The organism is Chondromyces crocatus (assembly GCF_001189295.1).
Lineage (GTDB): Bacteria > Myxococcota_A > Polyangia > Polyangiales > Polyangiaceae > Chondromyces > Chondromyces crocatus.
This window is the reverse complement of sequence record NZ_CP012159.1, coordinates 4,039,686-4,062,270: the sequence shown is the minus strand read 5'-3', so window position 1 is coordinate 4,062,270 and position 22,585 is coordinate 4,039,686. Positions and strand designations below refer to the sequence as shown.

Here is a 22,585-nt window from a genome sequence, read left to right as displayed (position 1 = left end):
AGATTGCCGGCGTTCGTCGCCTGGCATCCTGCTCGCAAGGGCTCCGCCGCAGGAGGCCATTGCCCGTGATCTTCCGACAGCTCTTCGACCCCGAGTCCTCGACCTACACCTACCTCGTCGCCGATCCGATCACGCGCGAAGCCGCCTTGATCGATCCTGTCCTCGAACAGGTCGATCGGGATCTGGGCCTGGTGCTCGAACTCGATCTCCGGCTCGTCCACACCCTGGAGACTCACGTGCATGCGGATCACGTGACGGGCTCCGGGCTCCTCCGAGAGCGGACGCGGTGTCGGGTCGTCGCGGGCGCGGGAGGGGCGTCCTGCGCCAGCATCCACGTGCGCGAGGGAGACGCGGTGAACGTGGGCGCGCTGCAGCTCCAGGTCATGGCCACGCCGGGTCACACGGACGACAGCGTGAGCTACCTTCTGGACGACCGTGTCTTCACCGGCGACGCCTTGCTCGTCCGGGGCACGGGCCGCACGGACTTCCAGAACGGCGACGCGGGTCAGCTCTACGACTCCATCACGTGCAAGCTCTTCCCCTTGCCGGACGCGACCCTCGTGTACCCGGGCCACGACTACCGGGGCCACACGGTGACGACCATCGGCGAGGAGAGACGCTGTAACCCACGGCTGGCTCATCGCGATCGAGCGGCCTTCGTCCAGTTCATGGGTGAGCTTCGTCTGCCTGCGCCTCGAAAGATCGACAGTGCGGTCCCGCTGAACCGCGCTTGCGGACGCATCTCCGCGGAGCCGCAGGTCTGAGCATGGCGGTGGAGCCTGTACTTCCGCTCGTCATCGGCACGCTGCTCTCTCTCGCTGCGGGGCTCTCGCTCGGGCTGCTCGGTGGTGGGGGTTCGCTGTTGACGATGCCGATCCTCGTCTATGTGGTCGGTCTTCCGCCACGCGACGCGATCGTCACCTCGCTGGTGGTGGTCGGAGCGACGAGCGCGACGGCCCTGCTCGCGCACGCCCGCGCAGGCAGGGTCGTCTGGCGCGTCGGTGCGGTCTTCGGGGCGGCCGGGATGGTGGGGGCCGTCGTCGGCGCCCGTGTGGGCGCGTTCGTACCCGAGACGTTGCTACTCCTCTCCTTCGCCGCCCTGATGCTGGTCGTCGCCTGGGCCATGCTGCGGGAGCGCGGTGCGTCCACGGCGCAGGAGGGGTTGCGTGACGCTGCCGCATCTGTGGGCGCCTCGCCGGGCGATGCCGCACCGCCCTGCGCTGCATCCGGGGTGGCTGCCGCTGCGGGGGCCGCGTCGCCCCGGGTGGTGGGGGTGTTGCGCCATGGGTTTGGTGTGGGCGTGTTGACGGGGCTGGTGGGCGCTGGTGGCGGCTTCCTCGTGGTGCCGGCGCTGGTCTTGTTCAGCGGGCTCGCGATCCCGGACGCGGTGGGGACTTCGCTGCTCGTCATCACCCTCAACGCCACCGCCGGCCTCGCAGGGGCCGCGCTGAGAGACGTGACGGTCCCCTGGTCACTCGCCGGCGGCATGGCCGGAGCGTCGATGCTCGGCTCGTTGCTCGGCGCACGCCTCGGACGAGAAATTTCGCCCGGGCCGCTGCGTCAGGGGTTCGGGGTCTTCGTCATCGCCATCGCCACGTTCATGGTCGCTCGCGAGATCGGCGCGCAGCTCCAGGTTCCACCAGCGCACGCGGCGACGCTCGGAGGTGTCGTCTCCACGGGGATCGCGGGTCTGTGCGTCTGGCGTCTGCGGAAGCAGCGGTGGTCGGCGGCGCCACCACCGCTGGCGTCACGGGGCTGACCGCATCCCGCGGGAGAGTCCATTCGGCGGGGGAGGTCAGCCTCCAGCGCATGCGTGCTCAGGAGCGACGCGAGCCGCCGCTCTGTCGAGGTGACGACACCTTGCGCGCTGGCCTCTCCTCGTTCTTCTGGGCAGCGTGGGGGCCAGCAACATCTGCGACGTCGAGCAGGGTGCGGAAGTGCTGCTCCACAGGGCCCAGATCGATGCCGTCCATGAACGAGGTGAACGCGAAGTACGGCAGCAGGGTTTCCCAGGCGCAGAGCCACTCGGGGAGATAGCGCGGGCGCGCGAGCACCCCCGCCGCGCGCAGGGCAGACAGGACGGCGATGTCACCGAGCGAGATCCTGCCGCAGGCGATCATCTCGACCTCGTCACGCAGGCCGCCACGAAGGACGGCGGCGAAGAAGGCGTAGACTTCCAGAAGGCCTGCCAGGTAGCAGGCGTCCTTGGTGAACGGGGCGCCCCCTTCGACGAGGCCGCCACGGCAGATTCGCTGCGCATCGAAGTAGGCGTCGCGCCGCTCGGCGCCCTGCTCGCGTAGGTAGCGGTAGAGGTCGAGAAAGCTCGCGCCTTGCTCGGCCATGTCCACCAGGCGGACCCGTGTCGCGAGGCGGGTGAGGCGCGCGATGGAGAGCTTGCGGTGGTACAGCTCGGCGAAGAGGGCGAGCCCCTCCTGCGTGCGTGTGCTCCTGGGTCCACCGGATCTCAGGAAGGTGAGCAGGGGCTGCGCGGCGCCGTTGTGCGCGGTGAGCGCGTGCGTTTCCACCTCGTGGTACCAGAGCCCCTCGGCCTCCCAGCGCGCAAAGACGGCGTCGGGTCGAATGCGGACGCGGGTCATGCCCGCCACCACCTTCGCGGTGATGCGCGCGTCGAGGGTGACCTGGACGTCCATGCGGGGACTGCGTGCTTCGATGCGTGCCGTGAGGAGCTCACGGAGCGCGTTTGCATCGAGCGGCTCGACCGGCGGATCGGAGGCCTCGTCCCAGCCGTGGATGCTCAGGCGCGCCGAGAGGTGCTGGGCGAGGTCGACGTTGCGCATGGCGCCGCCGAAGAAGGAGGTCCGGGCGCTGCCGTAGAGGGCGCACGATCTCTCGTAGAAGGCACGCGTTCCAGCGGCCTCCAGCAAGGCCGCGCCCTCGATCTGGCCACGCACGCAGTCGCGTAGCCACTCGAGCGCTGGAGAGTCGCCGTCGATCCCACGAAGCAGCTCCTCCAGCTCGGCGATGCGCTTCCGCAAGGCATCGCGATCCGGCGCATACGAGACCTCGGGCAGGCTGGACTCGCCCGACGCGAAGAAGCGCTCCTCCACCTCGCGAGGCCAGGCGATCCCCTCCAGGACCCGGGTCCCCGCGCGCGCAGCGAGGCGCGGTGCGAGCTCCTGGATCCGCTCCAGGGTGGCACGATCGATCTGCATCGCGCGGCATGGTCGCGCGAACGAGCGTGTATCGAAAGGCATTCCACGCCGGCGGGCTGGCGCGACCAGGGGGAAGGCATCCCCCCGGAAGCGGCGCGGAGCGCTCCGCTGGAAGCGGCGCGGAGCGCTCAGACAGGGGGTCGGGAGCTCTCCAGGGGCGCCCGGTCGGGCGCACTTCCTAGCCGGCGAGGGCTCGCCGCGGCCGCCAGGCGCTGGTTGCGCAAGGCGTAAGCGATGCCGTGCTGGAGTGTGGCCAGGGTGATCATGTCGCTCAGCTCGATACCCATCCCCACGAGGGTCTGGGCTACCGAGGGACTGATCCCGGTCAGCAAGACCTCGGCGCCGAGGAGCTGCGCTGCGCGCGCCGCGCTCACCAGGGCAGTCGCTACCTGCGTGTCGAGCATGCGCACGCCGGTGATGTCGAGGATGACCGAGTGCGCGCGGTATCGCTCGATGCCCCGCAGCAGCGTCTCCATGATCTCCGCCGCGCGGAGGCTGTCGATCGCTCCGACGAGGGGCATGGCGAGCACGCCGTTCGCGATGGGGACGAGCGGCATCGCCATCTCGCGCAGCGCCGCGCGCTGGGCGTCGATCATCCGCTGCTGCATCTGGAGGCGCTCGGCCTCCGCCTGCTTGCGATCGGTGATGTCGGTCCCGATCCCGCACACACCGATCGGCTCTCCCCGGGTGTCGAACAGGGGAAACTTGGTGACGAAGATGTGGCGCGTGCCCTCTGGCAGGGACACGCTGTACTCGAACTCCACGGCGCGACGCTCGTCGAGGGCGCGCTGATCCTGGACCCGCGCGTGAGCCGCGACGTGAGACGCGAAGAAGTCCTCGTCGGTCCGGCCCAGCACCTCTTCCAGCGTCTTGCCGAGCATGCGGAGGGCGCTGCGGTTCATCATCACGTAGCGGCTCTGCATGTCCTTCACGTAGATCGCGCCGGGGGCATGGTTCACGACCGAGAGGAGGACGTGTCGGCTGTGCGCAAGCGTCTCCTCGGGCCGAAGCTCGGTGTGCTCACGTTCCAGCTCGGAGAAGATCTCCGTCGCGGTGCCGCTGGCGTCACGCATCACCGTGTAGGTCCACCGGCAGGGGACGGGCACGCTCCCTTTGACGGTCGTGAGGGCCCGTGACGCTTGCAGGTGGCCGTGGTTGATCGCGTCCAGGCCCACGCGACGATGCTCGTCGGGGACCTCGGGCGGTGAGAGGACATCGAGGAAGCTGTGCCCCACGATGTCTTGCTGGGTCCACCCGAGGAGGCGCTCCGCGCCACACGACCACTCGGTGACGAGGCCCTCCGGCGTTGCGCGAAACGTGGCTGGCTCCGCCAGCAGCATCGCACTCAGATCGATCGGTCGGTAGGTGTCACCGCCACGGCCCTCCAGCTCCGCGACGCGTTCCCGCAGGGCGACGATCTCTGCTCGAAGCTCCTCCGTCGAGGCTCCGAACATCTGCACGTGTCCTGGATTGTCCATCTCTCCCCTCCCCTGGGCATGGTCCGTTCGTGGTACCGGACGAGGCGGACGTGGGCAAGCGCACGCGGGCAGCGCACGAGGGGTCCGAGGAGCGTAGGAGAAAAGGAGAGATGTGGTGTCGCGCTGGCCTGGTGCGGGCCGTCGGCGCGAACCTGCAGGAGACGAGGCGTCAGTACGGGGTAGGCGTGCCGCCCGTGCCCGGATCCGGGACCGGGCAGAGCGAGGCGTCGTAGACGTAGCAGGTCCCCGACACGGTATCGCAGCAGTTCGATTGCGTGTTCGGTACCGCAGCGCAGGTGTTCGCGCAGTCGGAGTCCTGGGTGCAGGAGGGCGCACACGTCTGGCCCGTCCCGGTCGAGGTCGCCCCGCCAGCACCGCCCAGGCCACCTGAACCTCCCTGGCCAGGAACTCCAAAGCCGCCGTCGCCGCCGTCGCCCTGCCCTCCTTCCCCACCGATGTTGGAGAACAGGTCCTCATTACCCGTCGCACACGCGATCAGGAAAGTGAGGGAGGCGAGTGCAAGCGGAGCGAAGGAGCGGGATAGGTTCACGGTTCGACCTAGCGTGCTTTCTGCAACTATGGTGAGGATAGGCGAACGTAGACGGTGCGACAACCACCTCCCGCGGCTCCTCGTCGATGACTCCTGCCTCTGATCATGACGCCGCGACGGTGAACCCGACGCAGTGCAGCGAGACCGATCCACCCGTGGCGCACAAGTGGCGTTCCTGGCTCGCTCCAGCGCTGGTCTTGATGGCAGGTTTGATCATTTACCTCCCTGCCGTCCGCGCTCGCTTCTTCCTCGACGACTACCTGCATGCGTCGATCCTGCGCGGGACGTTCCCGGTATCGCGAAGCCCACTCGATCTTTACACGTTCATCGGTGAAGGGGAGCGGGCGACGCTGCTGGAGCGGGGGATGCTGCCCTGGTGGTCGGATCCGCAGCTCAAGATCCGCTTCTTCCGGCCGCTGTCGAGTGCGCTGATCTGGGCCGATCATCGGCTGCTCGGGGACGATCCGCTCCCCCTCCACCTGCACTCGCTCCTGTGGTGGGGCGCCACCGTGCTCGCCGCGCGGTGGATCTTCCAGCGTGTCCTCACGGCGCGCCCCGCGCTCTACGCGACGGTGATCTTCGCGCTCGCGCCTTGCCACGCGCTTCCGCTGGCGTGGCTCGCCAACCGCGAGGCGTTCATCTCGCTGACGTTCGGGCTGCTGGCGCTGGCTGCGATGCTGCGCTTCCACGACCAAGGTGAGTGGCGCGAGGTGGGCTACGCGCTGGGGTTCTCGTCGCTCAGTTTGCTCGGAGGCGAGTACGCCTTCAGCGTGGGTGGGTACATCCTCACGCTCGCCATCGCAGCGCGTGGGGTGGCGCTGCAGCGACGCCTGAGCGCGTTGCTCTCGTTCGCTGGGCCGGCGCTGGTCTACCTCGGCGTGCGCGCTCATCTGGGGTACGGGACGGCTGGGTCGGGCTTCTACACGGACCCGTTCGGCGCGCCGCTGACGTTCCTGCGGCACGCGCCACGACGTGCAGTGACGCTGCTCGCCAATGGGTGGTTGTCACTCGACGGGGAGGCGCTGGATCAGAAGACGCCGGCCTGGATGCTGGCTGCGATCTTCGTGACCGGCGTGGCCGTGCTGGGCCTGGGGGTGCGGCGGGTGTTCGCGTCGCTCGACGCGCCTCGAAGAATGCACGCGCGGTGGCTGCTGGCGGGCTCGTTCCTGGCGCTGGTGCCCGTGCTGGCGGTGCAGCCGTCGCCTCGGTTGGTCGGCGCGTCCATGGTGGGGATCGCCGCGACCGTTGCGCTGGTGCTCGATCAGGCATGGCATCGCGCCGCGCATGGGAGCGCCACGACGCGAGGAGCCGAGTTCGTCGGTCTCTTCGCCGTCGGGCTGGGGTTCTTCCACCTCGTGCACGGTCCGGTCACCTCGTGGCTCTCGGGGCGCAACTACCAGCGTTCGTCGGCGCGGTTCGAGGCTTCGGCCCGCGCGTTTGCAGCAGGCCTCGCCAACCCGAGCGAGGCGGAGGTGATGGTGATGCGCACCTCCGGGAGCGCGTTCTTCATGCCCTTCGCGTTGCAGCCGAACTTCGAGCCGCCGAAGCGCTGGCGCATCCTTGCGCAGACGGGTCACGTGCTCGCGCTGCGGCGAGGGCCCCGCGCACTGGAGCTGGTGGTACCAGAGGATCAGGCGCTCTTCCCGGAGGGTCTCGGGAACCTGTACCGGAGCGAGGAGACGACGCTGGGCCTGTCAGGGACGGTGTCCGTGCCAGGGATGCGGGTGAAGGTGCTCAAGAGGGGCCCACAAGGTCCCCGCGTGGTGCGGTTCGAGACCGACGTCGATCTGGACGAGCAAGCCTGGGGCGCGGAGCGGAAGCGCGACTTCACGCAGGTCACGCCGCCAGCACCTGGGTTCGGGAAGCCGTTCCCTCCTTGAGATGGCGCGGCACGCGCTCGGCGCGAGCAGCAGAACTCAAGCGGCGAGGCGCTGACGGAACCAGAGCGACGGTTTCTCGATGAGGACGTGCAAGACGTAGCCGATCGCGAGCGAGACCAGCATCGTGGCGAGGAGGGAGGCGGGCCAGAGCCACGCGAGCGAGACCTGGCGATCCAGGAGGGCGTGGACGGCAGGCATGACGAGGTGATCGATGATCGGAATGTGGACGAGGTACACGCCGTACCCGAGCGTCGCGATCTTCCGGAAGTACGGGCGAGAGAGCTCTCTCTGGATCCAGCCGTCGCTGTGGAGCAGGAGGAGGAGGGCGCCGAAGTACATGATGCTCGTCAGCGTCCCCCAGGCGAAGATACGGACGATCTGGACGTGCTCGACGCCGAAGAGGTCGGGGCGGAGGAGGATCCAGAGACACGAGAGCGAGGGCAACGCGAGCACGGCGCGGTGGAAGGGGGCCTCCAGCCAGCGGCCGATGCGCTCACCATAGCGCGCATGCACGAACGCGAGGAGAACGCCGGAGACGAGCGTGTCGAAGCGGCTGTGCGTGCGGAAGTAGAGTGCCTTGTAGAGGACGATGTCGTTCCAGGGCGCATACCGGAAGTAGACGACGAGGCGGACGATGAGCGCGCTGATCCAGATCGCGCCGAGGAGCCCGATGCGTGCCTTGTCGCTTCGGATGCGGTGGAGCACGAAGAAGAGCAGCGGGACGGTCAGGTAGAACTGTTCTTCGAGGGAGAGCGACCAGCCCCAGACCATGACGACGTGGTCAGGGGCAAGCTCGAGAAAATTGGTGCCGTAGAGGTACTCGAAGACGAGGTTTTTCTTCTGCGCTGCGGTGAGCGGGAGCGTGAGGGCGAGCGTGGTGAGGACGACGTAGTACGAGGGGAACGTGCGGAAGATGCGGCGGATGTAGAAGCGGCGGATGTTCTGGGTGCCGCTGTCCTGGAGGGAGCGGAGCAGGATGGATCCGATGAGGAAGCCGCTCAGCATGAAGAAGAGATCCATGCCGAAGAAGATGGTGAGGGATCCGTCGACGAAGCTCCGGGGGAGGGCCAGCTGCCGCTCGGCAGCGAAGATCCAGGTCACGTGGTACTGGACGACGCTGATGATGGCGAGGACACGGAGGCCGTGCAGCGCCGGGTAGCGGTTGTCGAGGAGGTCGAGCGAGAAGAAGCTGCGCAGGCTTCGAGCTCTGTCGGGCGCGGCGAGGGCGGGAGCGACGGCGGTCATCGACGCGGAAAGAGGGTAGTGCATCCGCCGCGACTTCGATGCGCAAGCTTGCGGGGGAGGGCGGAAGCCGTCCGGGCGCGGTCAGGCGCGGGCGGCGGCGGGGTCAGAGGTCGATGAGTTCGACGTCTTCGGCAGGTTCGCCGAGGAAGCGGGCGGCGACGTCGGAGAAGGATCTGGGGCGGTCGGTGACCATGAGGTGGAGGCGGCCGCGCTCGGTGCGTGCGGTGGCGAGGCCGCGCTCGGTGAGGAAGGTGGCGACCTCTTCGGCGGTCGCAGAGGCGCTGTCGACGACGGGGATGGGGTGACCAGCGAGCGCGGCGGCCTCGGCTTCGATGGCGCCCTGGAGCAGGGGGAAGTGGGTACACCCGAGCACCACGGCTCGGACCTGGGCGGCGATGAGGGGTTCGAGGTAGCGTCGCGCCGCGAGGCGGGGCACTTCGCCGTCGAGCCAGCCCTCCTCGACGAGGGAGACGAGGAGGGGCGCTGGCTGCCCGACGACCTCGGTGCGCGTGGAGAGGGACGCGACGGCGCGCGGGTAGGCGCCCGAGCCGATGGTGCTGGCGGTGCCGAGGACGCCCACGGGGGCGCCTCCAGAGGCGGCGACCGCGGCCCGCGCCCCAGGAAGGATGACGCCGAGGACCGGGAGATCGAGCTCGATGCGGAGCATGTCGAGCGCGACGGCGCTGACGGTGTTGCAAGCGACGACGATGGCCTTGACGCCGCGCGCGGTGAGGACGCGCGCACAGCCGATGGCGTAGCGGGCGATGGTCTCGGAGGAGCGGGTCCCGTAGGGGACACGCGCGGTGTCACCGAGGTAGACGATGTCTTCACCAGGGCAGCAAGCGCGCAAGGTGCGGACGACGGTGAGGCCGCCGAGGCCCGAGTCGAAGACGCCGAGGGGTGCGTCGGCGGTGAAGGTCATACGCCCTCGATGCGGAGCAAGCGTGGTGGGCGCTGCAGGACCGAGGCCCGGGCGATCACGTCGAGGGCACTGCGGATTGCGCCTTCGCGCGCGCGGCGGGTGATCATGACGACGTCGACCGCGGTGTCGCCAGGCTGGGGTTCGCCTTCCTGGACGATGTGCTCGATGCTGACGCCAGCCTCGCCGAGGGCACCCGCGAGGCGGCCCATGACGCCGGGGCGATCGGCGACGGTGAAGCGCAGGTAGTAGCGAGACTCGATGTCGGCGAGGGGGAGGAGGGGGCGATCGGTGAGGGCGATGCCACGGGTCTGCATGCCAGCGACGCCGGAAGCGATGGATCGAGCGACGTCGACGATGTCGGCGACGACGCTGACGGCCGTGGGGAGATCACCAGCGCCGCGGCCGTAGACGAGCGAGGGGCCAAGGGCGCGGCCCTCGACGAGGACGGCGTTGAGCACGCCGGACACGTTGGCGAGGACGCTGCGCTTGGGGATGAGGGTGGGGTGGACGCGCAGTTCGACGACGTTGCCGCGCTCGCACCCGATGGCGAGGTGCTTGACGGCGTAGCCAAAGCGGTCGGCGTGGCGGAAGTCGATCTCTTCGAGGTCACGGATGCCCTCGACCGATACCTCTGCGTCAGCGACGCGGGCACCAAAGGCGAGCATGGCCAGGACCACGAGCTTGTGGGCAGCGTCGTGACCGTCGACGTCGAGGGTGGGGTCGGCCTCGGCGTAGCCGAGCTCCTGGGCTTCGGCGAGGGCGGTCGGGAAGGAGACGCCTGCTTCGCGCATGCGGGTGAGGATGTAGTTGCAGGTGCCGTTGAGGATGGCGACGATGCGCTCGACGCGGTCGGAGGCGAACGACTCGCGGAGGTTGCGCACGATGGGGATGCCACCGCCCGCGGCGCCTTCGAAGGCGAGGTCGACGCGTCGCTCGACGGCGCGGGCGAGCAGCGCAGGGCCGTGCGCAGCGAGGAGGAGCTTGTTGGCGGTGACGACGCCCTTGCCGTGCTCCATGGCGCGGGAGAGCAGGTCGAGGGCCGGCTCCTCGCCGCCCATGACCTCGACGATGAGGTCGATGTCGGGATCGGTGACGACGGCCTCGGTATCGGTGGTCAGGAGCGCAGGGTCACACTCGGGGACGCGCTGGCGGTCGAGGTCCCGGACGGCGATGCGGCGGACGACGAGTGGGACGCCAGCCCGGGCTGCGAGGTGATCGGCCTTGTCCGCGAGGAGCCGGAGGACGCCGCCACCGACGGTGCCGCAGCCGAGGAGGCCGATCTGGATCGGGGCCCCTCCGCGAAGGCGTCTGCGCTCCGGGCCCGGCGGGGAACTCGGGTGGTGGGATGGCACGCCAGCAAGTCCGGTCGCGCCAGGGTGCTGGGTGAGCTCGGAGGGATCTCCTGGCCTGGTCATGGGCGCGGAGCTTAGCGCTTCTCGCAAGGGCCGTCGGCGCCTATCCTCGCGACCCATGGCGGGCGAAACCAAGGGCTTCCTGACGGGGCAGATGAAGTTCAATGTCAGCGACGACGTGTCGAAGGGTGCCGAGGCGCCGCTCTTGCCGCTGCGCCTGGTCGTGGTGGCAGATCTGGTGCCGAGGGATCCACACAACGCGGGCGCGAGCCCGCCGGCGAGCGCGATCCGGATCGATCCCAGCCGGTTCGATGCGCTGTTCGCGGCGCTGAGGCCACGGATCGCGATCGACGTGCCCAGCGTGCTCGCCGACGGGCGCAACACGCGGGTGGATCTGGCGCCGACGAGCTTGAAGAGCTTCCGGCCGGATGGGCTGTGCTCGGAGGTGCCGCTCCTGCGCGCGCTGCTGGATGGGCGGCTCGCTCTGGACCGGCTCCGCGATGGCTCGATCACGGTGGAGCAGGCGCGCGGGGAGCTGCAGCGGCTGTGGAGCGGCTCGCCGTTCGCCGAGGAGGTGCTGGGGTTGCTTCCGGTGGGCGGTCGCTCCGCAGCGTCGGCTCCGGCGGCGTTCTCTTCGGCACCGGCAGAGCCTGCGGGAGGCAGCGCGGCGGGCGGCGTGGACGATCTGCTCGCACTGGTCGATCTGGGCGGCGGTGCGCCAGCGGTCGGGGAGCGCAGTCCCGAAGCGGAGACGGCGCCAGCGAAGGGGGGGAACCGGATCACGGAGCTGATCCACGCGGTGGTGCAGAGCGCGCGGCCGAAGGCGGGCAAGCCGGTGCAGCCGTCGCAAGCGATCGCGGCGGTGGAGAAGGCGCTGGGGGCACAGCTCGGCGCGATCCTGCAGCACCCGGAGGTGAAGCGGCTGGAGGAGGCTTGGCGCGGGCTGAGCTTCCTGGTCGAGCGGGCGAAGTCGCACCACGGGACGCGCATCGAGGTGGTGGTGGCGAGGCCCGAGGAGGCGGCGTCCGCACTGGCGCGCTCTCTGAAGGAGACCTCGGCAACGGAAGTCCCTGCGACGGCAGCCGTGGTGGACATCGAGGTGGACGGGAGCGCGGCTTCGTTCGCGCGGCTGGAGGCGATCGCCGATCTCGCCGAGGCGTACACGATGCCGACGCTGGTCAATGGAACGGCGAAGCTGCTGAGGGTGGACGATCTCGCCGCGGTGGAGCGCCTCGACAACAAGGCGTCGCTCTTCCAGGCACCGCACCAGGCGCCGTGGCGCTCGGCAGCCGCGAAGCCTGCGATGCGCTGGGTGACGATCGCCATGAACCGGGCGCTCGGAAGGTCGCCATACGACAAGGCATCGTCGCGGGTGCGCGAAGCGGTGATCGTGGAGGAGCCGCGGGACGAGGCAGCGACGGTATGGCTCGCGCCGGTCTACCTGGTGGCGTCGCTGATCCTCGGTAGCTTCCGCGAGACGGGCTGGCCTTGTCGCGTGGTGGGAGCGCGGACCGGTGGACTGGTCGAGAACCTGCAGGTGCGAGAGGTCCCAGGTGGCTACGACGGCGAGGAAGGGGTGGCTATCCCGACCGAGGTCTTCGTCTCCACGGACACCCAGCGCGAGTTGGCTCGCTCCGGGGTGTTGATGCTGGCGTCGGCGCCGAACAGCGATGCGGTGTACTTGCTGTCGGCCCCGACGGCCTACGTGCCGCCCGAGAAGCGGACGTACGACAGTGCGACGACGGAACCAGAAGAGCGGCTGGAGCGGGTGTCGCTCGTGGACCAGCTCTTCGTGGGACGGCTGGTGCAGTTCCTCCGTGCGCTGTGCTCCAAGCTCCCGCCGTCGAGCGATCCGGCCGAGGTTCAGCCCGTGGTGGAGGGCGCGGCGTGGACGCTGTTCGAGAATTCGGCGCCAGCAAGTGTGGAGCTGACGGTGAAGGCGCGAGGCGGGAGTGATGGAACGGTGGTGGCCGTTCACGTACGGCCGCGGCGCTTTCTGGGTGTGGGAATCGACGAGCTGGGTTTCGAGATCCCGCTCGGATAAAGCCAGGCTCTCGGGCGAGAGGAAGGGTCTCGCGGCTTCATCGCAAGGAAGCCAGTCCCCTTCCTCTCGCTGGCCCCCATCATCGCTGGCACCCTCCACGACATCCGTGGCACTTGCGGTTCAGGCCAGGTGCCCAGGCAACGCTTTCAGAGAACGCTCTGCACCGCGGCAGAGACACCGCTTCACCGTTCACAGCGAGCGCTGCTCCCGTACCCCGAGGGCGCCTCGCCACCGCGCACAGCAAGCGCAGTGTGGCGCCCGAAGCACCTTGCCCGAGTGCACAGAGAACGCTTCGTAGCGCGCACAAAAACACGAAGCCCCCCTCGCCCGAAGGAGAGGGGGGCTCGAGTCCCCGTAGGGAATGAGGGCTACTCCTTGTCGAGCTTGCCCACGAGGCTCAGCGTGAAGAACGAGCCCATGTACTTGAAGTGCGGCCGCACCTGCATGTCGACCTTGTACCAGCCCGCGTTGCCCTCGACCTCGGTGACGATGATCTTGGCCTTGCGGAGCGGGCGGCGGCTGCGGACCGTCGGGGAGACGACGTCCTGATCCGCCACGTACTGACCGATCCAGTCGTTGAGTTCGCGCTCGAGATCGATGCGCTCCTTCCAGCTACCGATCTGCTCACGCTGCAGCACCTTCAGGTAGTGCGCGAGGCGGCAGATGATGAACATGTAGGGGAGCTGCGTGCCGAGGCGGTAATTGAGTTCCGCCGCGCGCCCTTCCTCGCTCTGGCCGAAGTACTTGGGCTTCTGCACCGAGTTGGCCGAGAAGAAACAGGCGTTGTCCGAGTCCTTGCGGAACGTCAGCGCGATGAAGCCCTCCTCGGAGAGCTCGAACTCGCGACGATCCGTGATGTAGATCTCGGTCGGGCACTTGGTCTGGATCTCACCCATCGCCTCGTACTGGTGAAGCGGCAGGTTCTCGACCGCGCCACCAGCCTGCGGGCCGATGACGTTCGGGCACCACCGGAACTTCGCGAAGCTGTCGGCGAGCCGGGTCGCGAAGGCGTAGGTGGCATTGCCCCACAGGTAGCGGTCGTGATTGCCGACGACGTCCTCCTCGTAGTTGAAGCCCTTGGTCGGCACGGTGTTCACGCCGTAGGGCAGACGGAGGAGGAAGCGCGGCATGAGCAGGCCCACGTAGCGTGAGTCCTCGGTCTCACGGAACGAGTTGTACTTGGTGTACTGGGGGCCTTCGAAGAGCGCCTTGAGGTCCTTCAGGTTCGGCAGGTTCAGGTAGTCCTTCAGGCCGAAGAACTGGGGGCCCGCAGCGGCGAGGAACGGCGCGTGCGCCATGGTCGCGACGGCCGCGCACTTCTGCAGCAAGGCGATGTCCTGAGGCCCGGGACCAAAGTCGTAGTTCGAGACGATCGCGCCGTAGGGCTTGCCACCGAACTGACCGAACTCGGCCGAGTACACGGTCTTGTACAGGCCGCTCTTCACGACCTCGGGGGCGTCCTCGAAGTCGTTGAGGAGATCTTCCTTCGAGCAGTTGAGGAGCTCGATCTTGACGTTCTCGCGGAAGTCGGTGCGGTCGATCAGGAACTTGAGACCGCGCCACGCGCTCTCGAGCTTCTGGAAGCTCGGGTCGTGGAGGATCTCGTCCACCTGCCGGGAGAGCTTGGCGTCGATCTCGGAGATCATCGCGTCGACGAGCGCCTTGTCGATCTTCTCGCCTTCGCGCTTCGGCGTCACCAGCTCGGCGATGAAGGCCTGAACGCCACGCTTGGCGATCTCGTAGGCCTCGTCGCCTGGCGTCATCTTCGTCTCGGCAAGGATCTCTTCGAGCAGCGAGTTCCCTTCGAGGGTCTGCGCCCCGACTCCCCCTGCCGCCTGCGTCTCAGTCGCCATGGATCACTCCTCTCCCTTCTGAAGGCCGAGCTCGGTGACCAGCCGGTTGCGCTGGGCCGGGTCGCTGAGAATCTGCTGAATCTTGTTGCGGAAGGCCTTCTCGTTGCCGAGGGGGCCCTTGAGCGCGGTGAGCGCCGCGCGCAGGTCGAGCAGCTTCTTCAGCTCGGGCACCTGGTTCGCAATGGCCTCGGGCTCCATGTCGCCGAGGCGACGGAACTTGAGGTTGACCGTGAGCTCGTCGTCCTCGTTGTCGGAGAGGCGGTTCTTGACGTTGGTGGTGAGCGAGAGCTTCTGCTCGCTCATCACCTTCTGGAAGTTGTCCTTGTCGACGTTGATCGGCTTGCGATCCTCGAGCGGCCGCGGGTCGGGCCGGCCGGTGTAATCACCGAGCATCAGGAGCTTCAGGGGCAGCTCGACGTCTTCCTTCGCATTGCCGGTAGCCGGCTTGTACGTGATGTTGACGCGCTCTTTGGGCGCTACGGATTGCTCTTTCGACGACATCGCAGAAGGCTCCTTTCCCCTCGTGCTGAGCTGTTCCCGAAGCGGCCTCGCGTCGGCCGTCGGCCATGGTCCACGTCGGGGGCCAAGTCAGTCATCTGGCTTGTCCCCCCCAATCCCGAAAGGGGCGCCCGAGCATATCTCAGAATGCACTCTGGGCGGGAAGAGGTTCCGAGCGCTTTTCGTAGGCCCTGACGCCACGCGCCAACCCGCTCATGGGGGAGATGGGGAGCGTGGCGAATATGGAAGACGCGTGCGACGCACATCGACCATGGGTGGGCCGAAGTACGTCTCATCGCGCGTTCAGACTTGCGGTCGCAGCGTTTCGCTCGGTGCGTCGCTTCGGTCAGGCGCTCAGGAGCTTGAAGGCTGCCGATGCGTCCAGCTGGCACAGCCGTTCGAGCGCCCGCTGCTCCTGATCCCGTGCTTCAGGGGTCACCTCGTAGCCCTGATTGAGGGCGCGGAGGACGGTGTAGAGACCAGAGTACAGCTCGGCGCAGAGTTCGGGCTGCCAGTCCATCAGGTGGTGTTGCTCGGCGGTGCGCTCGAGGGCCTCGAGCTGAGCGCGCGCGATGAGGAAGTGCTGAAGTTCGATGCACATCTGCGCGAGCGCTAGCTTGGTGCGGAACTTATCGAGCGGTGTCGGGGCCACCTGGACCGCCTTGCTCAGAACGGCGAGCGCCTCGACGGGCTGATCCCCCGCGAGGAGGCCCCGCGCCTCGGAGAGGGGCTTGTCGACGTAGTTCTTCGCGCGTGCCGGGGCAGCTCCACCGCCGCCGCCGCCCGCACTGACCTCGGCCTGAATCCAGTCCTTGGTCTCCTCGTCCGCGAAGGGAGTTCCATCGCTGAAGGACATGTTCGAGAGGTTGGGCGCACGCTGAAGGAGCAACGCAACTTCGCCGAGGAGGGCTTGCTTCGCCGGGACGTAGTCGTCCCCGAGCGCGTCGAGCGCCGCAGAAGCGTACCGATGCGGATCGAGCCAGAAGGGATTGTTGATCGCGAGCTCATCGGCCACCGCGAGCACATCCTCGAAGTTGCCGGCGGCGAGCAGGTTTGGGAGCGCCTGGAACACGTGCTCGCGCGGAGCCTCGAGCATGGTGCGCCCGTCGTCGGCAGGTGAGTAGGGGTCACCCGCCATTTCGAGCCACAGGCCAGAGCGGGTGACGCGGTAAGCCGCAGGATCCTTCGCGTCCGCGACGCGCAGAGCGTCACCTGCACGCTGCAAGATGAGTGCGCACTCACGGATGGCCGACTGGGCCGACTCCACGTCGGTGACGGAGGTGACACTCAGTCCCGGAGCCGCCGTGGGTGCTGCCACGACGGGCGCCGCCGCGACAGGAGCCGCCGCGACAGGAGCTGGCGTGGCGACGAACTGCGCGGGCGCGGCGACCGGCGTCGGTGCCGCGACAGGAGCCTGCACAGGGGGCGGCGGAGGGGGCGGCGGCGGCGGCGGCGGAGGGGGCGGCGGCGGAGGGGGCGGCGGCGGAGCCTCTTTGGGAACGCTGGCGACGAGGCCGCGCATGAAGCTGCGAAGCTCGGCGATGCCCCCATAGGAGTCACCGAGTTTGTCCGCCAGGTCATTGTCCAGTGAGCGGCTCACCTTTTCGAGAGCATTGACGAGATCTGCGTCTTTGGAGGTGGGCTGGAAGCTTCGGATCGAAGCCGTCGCCTGGGTGCCGAACCATGGGCACAGGTTTCCACGCGCTTTCGGGCGGCGAAGCGCGGGATACATGGTTTCCCAGAAGGCGTTGCAGAGCTCCTGGATCAGCACCAAGCCTTCGAGCAGCCCCGTCGGCCCTCCGGTCTGCGCTCTCGCCGTCGCGTAAAAGAGCGCGACACGGAAGTCCTTCGACTTCTCCGTCAGGATGTCACTGGAGTTGTTGACCACGGTGCCCCAGTCGACTTTGCCGCCAGCCAGGGACGACATCTTGTCGACTTCGTTCTTGAGGGTCTCGAAGTCTTCGTCGTAGGTGACGTCCGCACCGACGCCCCCGTCGATGGGCTCCAGCATGGATTCGATGCTGGCCTTCGCTGCGTTGATCGCGTCTTCCACCGCCATGGGGACGCGAGCATAGCCGTACGCGCGAGCCCCGAGGAGGCGTTTCGCTATGCGCTGGTGAGGGCGTCGAGGAAGCTCGCGAGCGAGATGTCTGTGCGCGCGACCAGGCCGTCGAGCTGGGGTCCCAGGGCTCGCCTGGAGACGGCTTCTTCCAGGGTCGGAGGGCCGCAGAGGTCGGCGAGGAACTCGGCCTGGCCGGTGGGAGCGATCATCTCGCGGAAGGTCCCCACTTGAGGCGGACCGAGGTGAAGCAGTGCGGCCTGCTGCGGGGTCCAGAGGATGTTCGGTATCGTCCGGTTCCAGCGCGAGAGGCGCAGAATGACATCCATCCAGACCGCTGCCATGTAGGCGTTCCCCGCCCCCACCGGCAAGCGGAGCGCGAGCCCCGTCTTCGGCAGCTCCTGGCCTCGGAACGGGACCACCGATTCCATGATCATCTGCAGCACCCAGAATCGACTGGCGTCGGTCCCGAACCCTGCATCCCACAGGGAGCTCATGGTCTGCGTGGTCAACCAGGCCCGGTAACCAGCGCTGCTCGCGTCCGGATCGTCGAGGTTCGGCAAGGAGATGCGAGACACTCGGTCGACGAAGGCGTCGGCAGGAAGTGTCCGGCCCTGGGTCGCCAGATCGTAAGCAGCCGTGAGCAAGGGCCACAGGGCGATGGGAAGCGCTGCGCCGGTGGCCGCGAGCTGGCTGTAGTCGTAAGCGCCGAACACGACCATCGGGTAGAGGCGCCCAGCGTTGTCGCCACTCGCCGCCCACGCGCCGACCATCCCGCGCGAGGGGATGTCTTCCCCCTTGGGATCCCCACGGTAGACGAAGAGACCGACTGCGGGCTGGTAGCTCGCGTCGAAGGTCGGCCCCATGGTCCGACGCGCCATGTCGATGGCACCGCCGAGCCACCGGTCGAACAGCGCGAGCTCTTCACCTCCAGCGTTGAGCCGGATGAAGTCACCCGTCGACGGCAGCTTTCCGAAACATCCGATCTGCGGAGGTGCAGCGGGAGCCTTTTTGCGACGCCAGAACATAGGGCTCCCTGTCCTGCCTCAGCCCTTACCGAACCAGTCGCCGATGGTCGACGGGCAGTTCGTTCCCCTGAAGAAGCTCGCGGGGAAGGGATGATTCCCTCGGGTGGGCTTCACTTCCATCGTCACCGAGACGGGCGGCGCGGTCATCTGCCACGTCACGGTGAAGACCTCGTCGTTGTCCTTCGCAGCGGTCACGTTGCCGGCCTCGAACAGCCGGAAGATGCCCCACGGCCCTTCACGGGTCAGCTCTTCATCCAGGCCGCCTGCGCCTCGCACGCGGATCTTCGCGCCCCAGGGCTCAGGGCCAGGCCAGGTGAAGGTGTGCCAGAACTCCTTCTCGTTCCGGTAGAGCCGCTGCTGACCGTCGACCTCGAAGAGCACCTCACTGACGATGGGGCTCACCGTCTTCATGTTGATGTAGAACGTGACCTTCGGCGCCTCCCCACCGCTCGGGAAGATGGAGTCCGTGATCTCATCGGCGCGCCGGAGGCAATTGTACAGGTTGGAGTTGAAGGGCGTGAACGGCTTCGCCGCCGCCATCCCACCCTGCATGTACTGCTTCGGATAGTAGTCGTGGCCCACCTGGTAGTGCATGTCGCGCAGGTAGGTGTCGTAGAAGCCCCAGAGGATCCCTGACTTGGGCTTGAAGAACGCAACGGTGTCCTCGAACGACGCGTCACGCGTCGAGGCGAGGTTGAACGGGTAGCGGTCCTTGAGCTTGTCGCGGTAGTGAGGCCACACCACCACTTCCCACAGACCGCTGGCTGCACCACCAGCGCGCCTCACCATGGCCTTGTACGCCTGCCGCAGGGGATTCATGAGCAGCGGTGTCATCAGCCGCTGACCCGTGTCATCCATCGACAGGAGGAGGCCCTGGGCTTCCTTCACAGCGTTCTGGAAGGCCTCGCGCGCCCTGTTGGTGTCGGTCCCCGGCGGGCCTTCCTCGATCGAGCCCATCTCGCCGGCCAGCTGCTCCAGCAAGGAGACGTACTTGTTCAGACCGGGAGCAGGCGGCGGCGGCTTGCCCTCTTCAGTCGGAGCCGGCACACCGAACCGCACCATCGACTCGAACTTCTCGGGGATGGGGTTGTAGAGCTGCTGCTGGTCGCCCGGCATGACACCATCGAGGCGCATGCGGAGACGGCCTTCGAGCCGACGCTGAACGCGGTTTTTGAGCTGGGAGAGGATGCCACCATCCGTGAAGAGGGTGTCCTGGACCGCCGACTGCTCCTGGGCGAACTGTGTCTCGTCGCCGAGCCGCTGCAGGAGACGCCTGTACGGCCAGTCGGGCGTGGAGAGGATCTTGAACTCCTCGATGGCGTCCCGGTTCGTGGGCGGGACCTCCACCTGGATGTCGCGGAAGAAGCTCTCCCACTGGTTGATGTACTCGTTCTCGTAGTCCTGCCGGACGCGATCGAGCTCTTTCTGGATCCGCTCGCCCTGCTTGGTCTCCTCAATGGTGAGCGGCAAGACCCAGAGCTCCCGCTCCAGCTTCTTCCTGCCCTCCTTGAGGGACTCCATCACCTGCGCGTACCCCTTCGCCGTGTACGGGCCCGCGATCTCGAACCACTTCCCCGTACGCTCGTGCTGTGCGCTGCGCACCTTGGTCAGCACCTCGGAGCGATCGCCGAACATGTAGTTCAACGCGACCGGCGGGTACTTCAGGTTCTCGTAAACGTTGGGCCCCGACTCATCGAACTTCTCGTCACGCAGGACGGTGACGAACTGATCGTAGTAGCGACGGGTCGGATCGATCTTCCGCAGCTCGTCACGAGCCTTCTGGATGAGCGCCTCGTTCAAGGGCTCCGCAGGGATGACCCCGCGCTTCATCAGATCGACGTAGTAGCCGCTGTGGGGTGCCAGTTTGGCCTTCAGATCCCCCTCGGAGAGATCGGTCGAGGGCTTCAGGATCTCCGACCACACCTGGGTGAGGCGACCCGTCTGCCACTTGTCCTCCTCCTGGAGGTGCACCTTGTCGCCGAGCAAAAGGTAGCTGCGGAGCGCATTGTAGCCCTCCAGGTATTCCCCCTCGCGCACGCGATCGAGGCGGTCTTCGAGGCGCGCCTTGACGGGTGCGACGAAGCCCTCACGAAGGCTCGCGTTGTACTGATCGAGCGTGGGCTTGAAGAGGTCATCGCCCTGGTACATGAACCAGCCGTACTCGACGGGGGTGTCCTCCGTGTACTGGTCGAGCAGCCGCACATGCTCCCGCAGCTGATCGAGGCGGTCGACCTTGTCAGCCGCATTGGTCCCATCGTTCCAGTTGACGACCGCCACCTCCTGCGAGACACGGTCGGTGGCTGCAACGAGGGCGCGGTTGTTGAAGAACGAGATGAACGCCGGGATCAGGAAGAGCAGCGCGATGAGTGCCGCTGCCGCCAGCACCAGGATCCGCTGCGTCCGGAGGCGCCGCAGCTCTTTCTCGCTGCGAGCCGCCAGGGTCTGATCCGGGAAGATGATGTTCATGAAGACGTCGCGGAGGAAGAAGCTCTTCGACTCCTTGACGCCACCGTCCTCGTCACCACCTGGCCTGAGGCCGAACGCGCGCGCCATCGATCCGACCACGCGATCGAGGGGCCGGCCTTCCTGCACACCGCTCGTGAAGTAGAAGCCACGCAGGATCGGCAGCGGCGCCGAGCCCGCGCTGGGCGCGAACGCTCCCTTGAGGAAGTCGGCGAGGTTCGCCTTCACCGCCGCGAACTCGAGCGGGAACTGGTAGACGCGTTCCTTCACGTCCCGGCTCCGCTCGTTCATCATGCGCTTGACGACCCGCTCGTGCAGGCGCTCGATCAGCACGTCGAACTCGCGATCGAACACCGTGCCCGGGTCCGACTTGTCCTCGTCGAGGCGGATGGTCGAGCCCCAGGGCTGCGAGCGCTCGCTCTTCTTGAGGTCGCCCATGTACTCGACGAAGCCGGCGATGAGGTCGACCTTGGTGAAAAGGATGTAGACCGGGAGGGTCATGTGCAGCGTCTGCTGCATCTCGTCGATCCGGGCCCGCACATTCCGGGAGATCTGCTCGATCTGCTCAGCGCTCGCGTCGAGCAGCTCGCTGATGCTCACCGCGACGATGACGCCGTTGAGGGGCATCTCCTCACGGAACTTGAGCAGCAGCTCGAGGAAGGCCATCCACTCGTCGTGGTCCTCGCTCTCGGTGGTGTATCGACCAGCGGTGTCGAGGAGGATCGCCTCGTTCGTGAACCACCAGTCGCAGTTGCGCGTACCCCCCACGCCGCGGACACCGCCGCCTTCGGGATCGAGGTAGGGGAAGACGAGGCCCGAGTGTCGGAGGGCCGTGGTCTTGCCAGCGCCAGGCGGCCCGACCATCACGTACCAGGGCAGCGAGTAGAGTGCGTCGGCACCGCTCCGCCCCGATCCCAGCTTGGAGCGCTTCAGCGAGTCGATGCCGGTCTGCACCTGACGGTGCAGCTCCTGGATCTCGGCACGTCGCTCCGGCTTCGCATTGAGCGCCTGCTCTTGCGCTTGCTGAGCGATGGCCTTCTCGAGCGCCCTGGCTGCTCTGGCCGCCCTGACCCGACGGTAGACCACCAAGCCCACCAGGAGCAGCACCACCACGGCGGTGACGGTGACTGCCATCCAGGTCGGGAAAATTTCGACTGGCGGTCCATCTGCCGGCGGCCGCAGCAGGAACCATGCGGCCCATACCAGCGCCAGCAAGAGGCCGCTCAGGATCCAAACCCACATCGGACGTCTCCTACATCCTCAGCGCCAGGGCGGGCGGCGCCCTTTATTTCCCAGTACCCAGGAGCTTTTCGATGGCTTCGGCCACGCTACTCGCGTTCGAGCTGACGATGAGCCGGAGCACGATGACAATCAAAACAGCAGCAACCAGCAGGCCGAGCGCGATCGCGAGGAAAGGCAGCTCCCTCCGCACCGCGCCACCGCTGCCATCCTTGCGTTCGGCGTTGGGAGCGAGGGCATCTCCGCCCCCTTCTGCGACGGCAACGTAGTTCCCGAGCCCCTCGACGACCGCATTCAGGCCCTCCTGCTGGCGCAGACGATATTTCCCCTGGAAGCCGAGGGCCAAGCAGAGGAAGTAGATTTCTGCGACGTGCGTCCGACCTCGCTGCCCGTGAAGGTTGTCGAGGTTGGTGAAGAAGCCGTCACCCGCCGTGTTGATCTGGAAGAACTGGAACTGCAGCGGGTTCTGAAGCCACTGCGTCTTTCCGGGCCAGTTCGAGTGGTAGATGATCTCATCCGCGAAGGCCGCCAGGGCGAACTTCGCGTCGATCATGTCCTGCTCCGGGATGCGCGCTTCCTTCCCGTTCTGCATCATCGTCTCGAACAGGCCGAGCACGCGGCGCTGAAGGATGTCCGGCGCTGGCAGATCCCGGGAGCTCCTGAGCTGCAAGATCAGGGACAGGACGTCGGAGCACACCCAGTACATCGTCTGCGAGAGGCTGCTGCTCATGAAATCAACTCCCCTGTGGGGGGTGCGGCGGCGCTGCGGGCGTCACCAGGCAGGAGGAACGGGGCCGAGCC

General features: G+C 67.4%; 16 protein-coding genes. 4 read left to right on the top strand and 12 right to left on the bottom strand.

Annotation, left to right across the window (positions count from 1 at the left end):
• Positions 1-65 precede the first annotated feature (65 nt).
• Both CMC5_RS15075 and CMC5_RS15070 read left to right on the top strand, forming a co-directional pair.
• Entirely contained in the window at positions 66-764 is a 699-nt protein-coding gene (locus CMC5_RS15075) for an MBL fold metallo-hydrolase (RefSeq protein WP_050431086.1), read from the top strand.
• 2 nt (positions 765-766) lie between these two features.
• The gene (locus CMC5_RS15070) at positions 767-1,759 is read left to right on the top strand and encodes a sulfite exporter TauE/SafE family protein (protein ID WP_050431085.1); all 993 of its coding nucleotides are present in this window, start codon (positions 767-769) and stop codon (positions 1,757-1,759) included.
• 58 nt (positions 1,760-1,817) lie between these two features.
• Here the strand turns inward: CMC5_RS15070 and CMC5_RS15065 are convergent, their stop codons facing one another.
• The 3 genes from CMC5_RS15065 to CMC5_RS15055 form a co-directional block, all read right to left on the bottom strand.
• The gene (locus CMC5_RS15065) at positions 1,818-3,173 is read right to left on the bottom strand and encodes a peptidase MATCAP family protein (protein ID WP_082362505.1); all 1,356 of its coding nucleotides are present in this window, start codon (positions 3,171-3,173) and stop codon (positions 1,818-1,820) included.
• Positions 3,174-3,301: 128 nt separating this feature from the next.
• Positions 3,302-4,651, bottom strand: coding sequence for a PAS domain-containing protein (locus CMC5_RS15060; RefSeq protein ID WP_050431084.1), 1,350 nt, complete (start codon positions 4,649-4,651; stop codon positions 3,302-3,304).
• A 169-nt stretch (positions 4,652-4,820) separates the two neighbouring features.
• A complete protein-coding gene (locus CMC5_RS15055; RefSeq protein WP_050431083.1) occupies positions 4,821-5,201 on the bottom strand; it encodes a hypothetical protein in 381 nt (126 codons plus the stop codon).
• A gap of 86 nt (positions 5,202-5,287) precedes the next feature.
• Here CMC5_RS15055 and CMC5_RS15050 point away from each other — a divergent pair, with 86 nt between their 5' ends.
• Positions 5,288-7,081, top strand: a complete 1,794-nt coding sequence (locus CMC5_RS15050) for a hypothetical protein (RefSeq protein ID WP_156338606.1) — start codon at positions 5,288-5,290, stop codon at positions 7,079-7,081.
• A 36-nt stretch (positions 7,082-7,117) separates the two neighbouring features.
• On the opposite strand, the gene CMC5_RS15045 is transcribed toward CMC5_RS15050, so the two are convergent.
• The 3 genes from CMC5_RS15045 to CMC5_RS15035 form a co-directional block, all read right to left on the bottom strand.
• Positions 7,118-8,350 carry an acyltransferase family protein gene (locus CMC5_RS15045; RefSeq protein WP_050431081.1) on the bottom strand — a complete coding sequence of 411 codons (1,233 nt, stop codon included), beginning with the start codon at positions 8,348-8,350 and terminating at the stop codon, positions 7,118-7,120.
• A gap of 79 nt (positions 8,351-8,429) precedes the next feature.
• Positions 8,430-9,248, bottom strand: coding sequence for a glutamate racemase (gene murI / locus CMC5_RS15040; RefSeq protein ID WP_050431080.1), 819 nt, complete (start codon positions 9,246-9,248; stop codon positions 8,430-8,432).
• Positions 9,245-10,663 (bottom strand): homoserine dehydrogenase, encoded by a 1,419-nt coding sequence (locus CMC5_RS15035; protein ID WP_082362504.1) that lies wholly within the window; start codon positions 10,661-10,663, stop codon positions 9,245-9,247. Before CMC5_RS15035 ends, murI begins: the two co-directional genes overlap by 4 nt.
• 55 nt (positions 10,664-10,718) lie before the next feature.
• Here CMC5_RS15035 and CMC5_RS15030 point away from each other — a divergent pair, with 55 nt between their 5' ends.
• Positions 10,719-12,644 carry a type VI secretion system contractile sheath domain-containing protein gene (locus CMC5_RS15030; RefSeq protein WP_050431079.1) on the top strand — a complete coding sequence of 642 codons (1,926 nt, stop codon included), beginning with the start codon at positions 10,719-10,721 and terminating at the stop codon, positions 12,642-12,644.
• A gap of 368 nt (positions 12,645-13,012) precedes the next feature.
• Here CMC5_RS15030 and tssC read toward each other — a convergent pair whose 3' ends face one another.
• From tssC to CMC5_RS15000, 6 genes are all read right to left on the bottom strand, one after another.
• Positions 13,013-14,497, bottom strand: a complete 1,485-nt coding sequence (gene tssC / locus CMC5_RS15025; protein ID WP_050431078.1) for a type VI secretion system contractile sheath large subunit — start codon at positions 14,495-14,497, stop codon at positions 13,013-13,015.
• A gap of 3 nt (positions 14,498-14,500) precedes the next feature.
• Positions 14,501-14,998: a type VI secretion system contractile sheath small subunit gene (tssB, locus tag CMC5_RS15020; RefSeq protein ID WP_050431077.1), complete on the bottom strand. Its 498-nt coding sequence runs from the start codon at positions 14,996-14,998 to the stop codon at positions 14,501-14,503.
• Positions 14,999-15,341: 343 nt separating this feature from the next.
• A complete protein-coding gene (gene tssA / locus CMC5_RS15015) occupies positions 15,342-17,054 on the bottom strand; it encodes a type VI secretion system protein TssA (RefSeq protein ID WP_050431076.1) in 1,713 nt (570 codons plus the stop codon).
• A gap of 47 nt (positions 17,055-17,101) precedes the next feature.
• Positions 17,102-18,082: a type VI secretion system-associated protein TagF gene (tagF, locus tag CMC5_RS15010; RefSeq protein WP_050431075.1), complete on the bottom strand. Its 981-nt coding sequence runs from the start codon at positions 18,080-18,082 to the stop codon at positions 17,102-17,104.
• 18 nt (positions 18,083-18,100) lie between these two features.
• Entirely contained in the window at positions 18,101-21,787 is a 3,687-nt protein-coding gene (gene tssM / locus CMC5_RS15005) for a type VI secretion system membrane subunit TssM (RefSeq protein WP_050431074.1), read from the bottom strand.
• Between the two features lie 43 nt (positions 21,788-21,830).
• Entirely contained in the window at positions 21,831-22,514 is a 684-nt protein-coding gene (locus CMC5_RS15000; RefSeq protein ID WP_050431073.1) for a DotU family type IV/VI secretion system protein, read from the bottom strand.
• Between the last annotated feature and the right edge of the window lie 71 nt (positions 22,515-22,585).

Excerpts from the sequence above, each read along its gene's own strand:
- CMC5_RS15070 (WP_050431085.1), top strand. The coding sequence starts at position 767 with ATGGCGGTGGAGCCTGTACTTCCGCTCGTCATCGGCACGCTGCTCTCT.
- CMC5_RS15065 (WP_082362505.1), bottom strand. The coding sequence starts at position 3,173 with ATGCAGATCGATCGTGCCACCCTGGAGCGGATCCAGGAGCTCGCACCG.
- CMC5_RS15060 (WP_050431084.1), bottom strand. The coding sequence starts at position 4,651 with ATGGACAATCCAGGACACGTGCAGATGTTCGGAGCCTCGACGGAGGAG.
- CMC5_RS15050 (WP_156338606.1), top strand. The coding sequence starts at position 5,288 with ATGACTCCTGCCTCTGATCATGACGCCGCGACGGTGAACCCGACGCAG.
- CMC5_RS15045 (WP_050431081.1), bottom strand. The coding sequence starts at position 8,350 with ATGCACTACCCTCTTTCCGCGTCGATGACCGCCGTCGCTCCCGCCCTC.
- murI (WP_050431080.1), bottom strand. The coding sequence starts at position 9,248 with ATGACCTTCACCGCCGACGCACCCCTCGGCGTCTTCGACTCGGGCCTC.
- CMC5_RS15035 (WP_082362504.1), bottom strand. The coding sequence starts at position 10,663 with ATGACCAGGCCAGGAGATCCCTCCGAGCTCACCCAGCACCCTGGCGCG.
- CMC5_RS15030 (WP_050431079.1), top strand. The coding sequence starts at position 10,719 with ATGGCGGGCGAAACCAAGGGCTTCCTGACGGGGCAGATGAAGTTCAAT.
- tssC (WP_050431078.1), bottom strand. The coding sequence starts at position 14,497 with ATGGCGACTGAGACGCAGGCGGCAGGGGGAGTCGGGGCGCAGACCCTC.
- tssB (WP_050431077.1), bottom strand. The coding sequence starts at position 14,998 with ATGTCGTCGAAAGAGCAATCCGTAGCGCCCAAAGAGCGCGTCAACATC.
- tssA (WP_050431076.1), bottom strand. The coding sequence starts at position 17,054 with ATGGCGGTGGAAGACGCGATCAACGCAGCGAAGGCCAGCATCGAATCC.
- tagF (WP_050431075.1), bottom strand. The coding sequence starts at position 18,082 with ATGTTCTGGCGTCGCAAAAAGGCTCCCGCTGCACCTCCGCAGATCGGA.
- tssM (WP_050431074.1), bottom strand. The coding sequence starts at position 21,787 with ATGTGGGTTTGGATCCTGAGCGGCCTCTTGCTGGCGCTGGTATGGGCC.
- CMC5_RS15000 (WP_050431073.1), bottom strand. The coding sequence starts at position 22,514 with ATGAGCAGCAGCCTCTCGCAGACGATGTACTGGGTGTGCTCCGACGTC.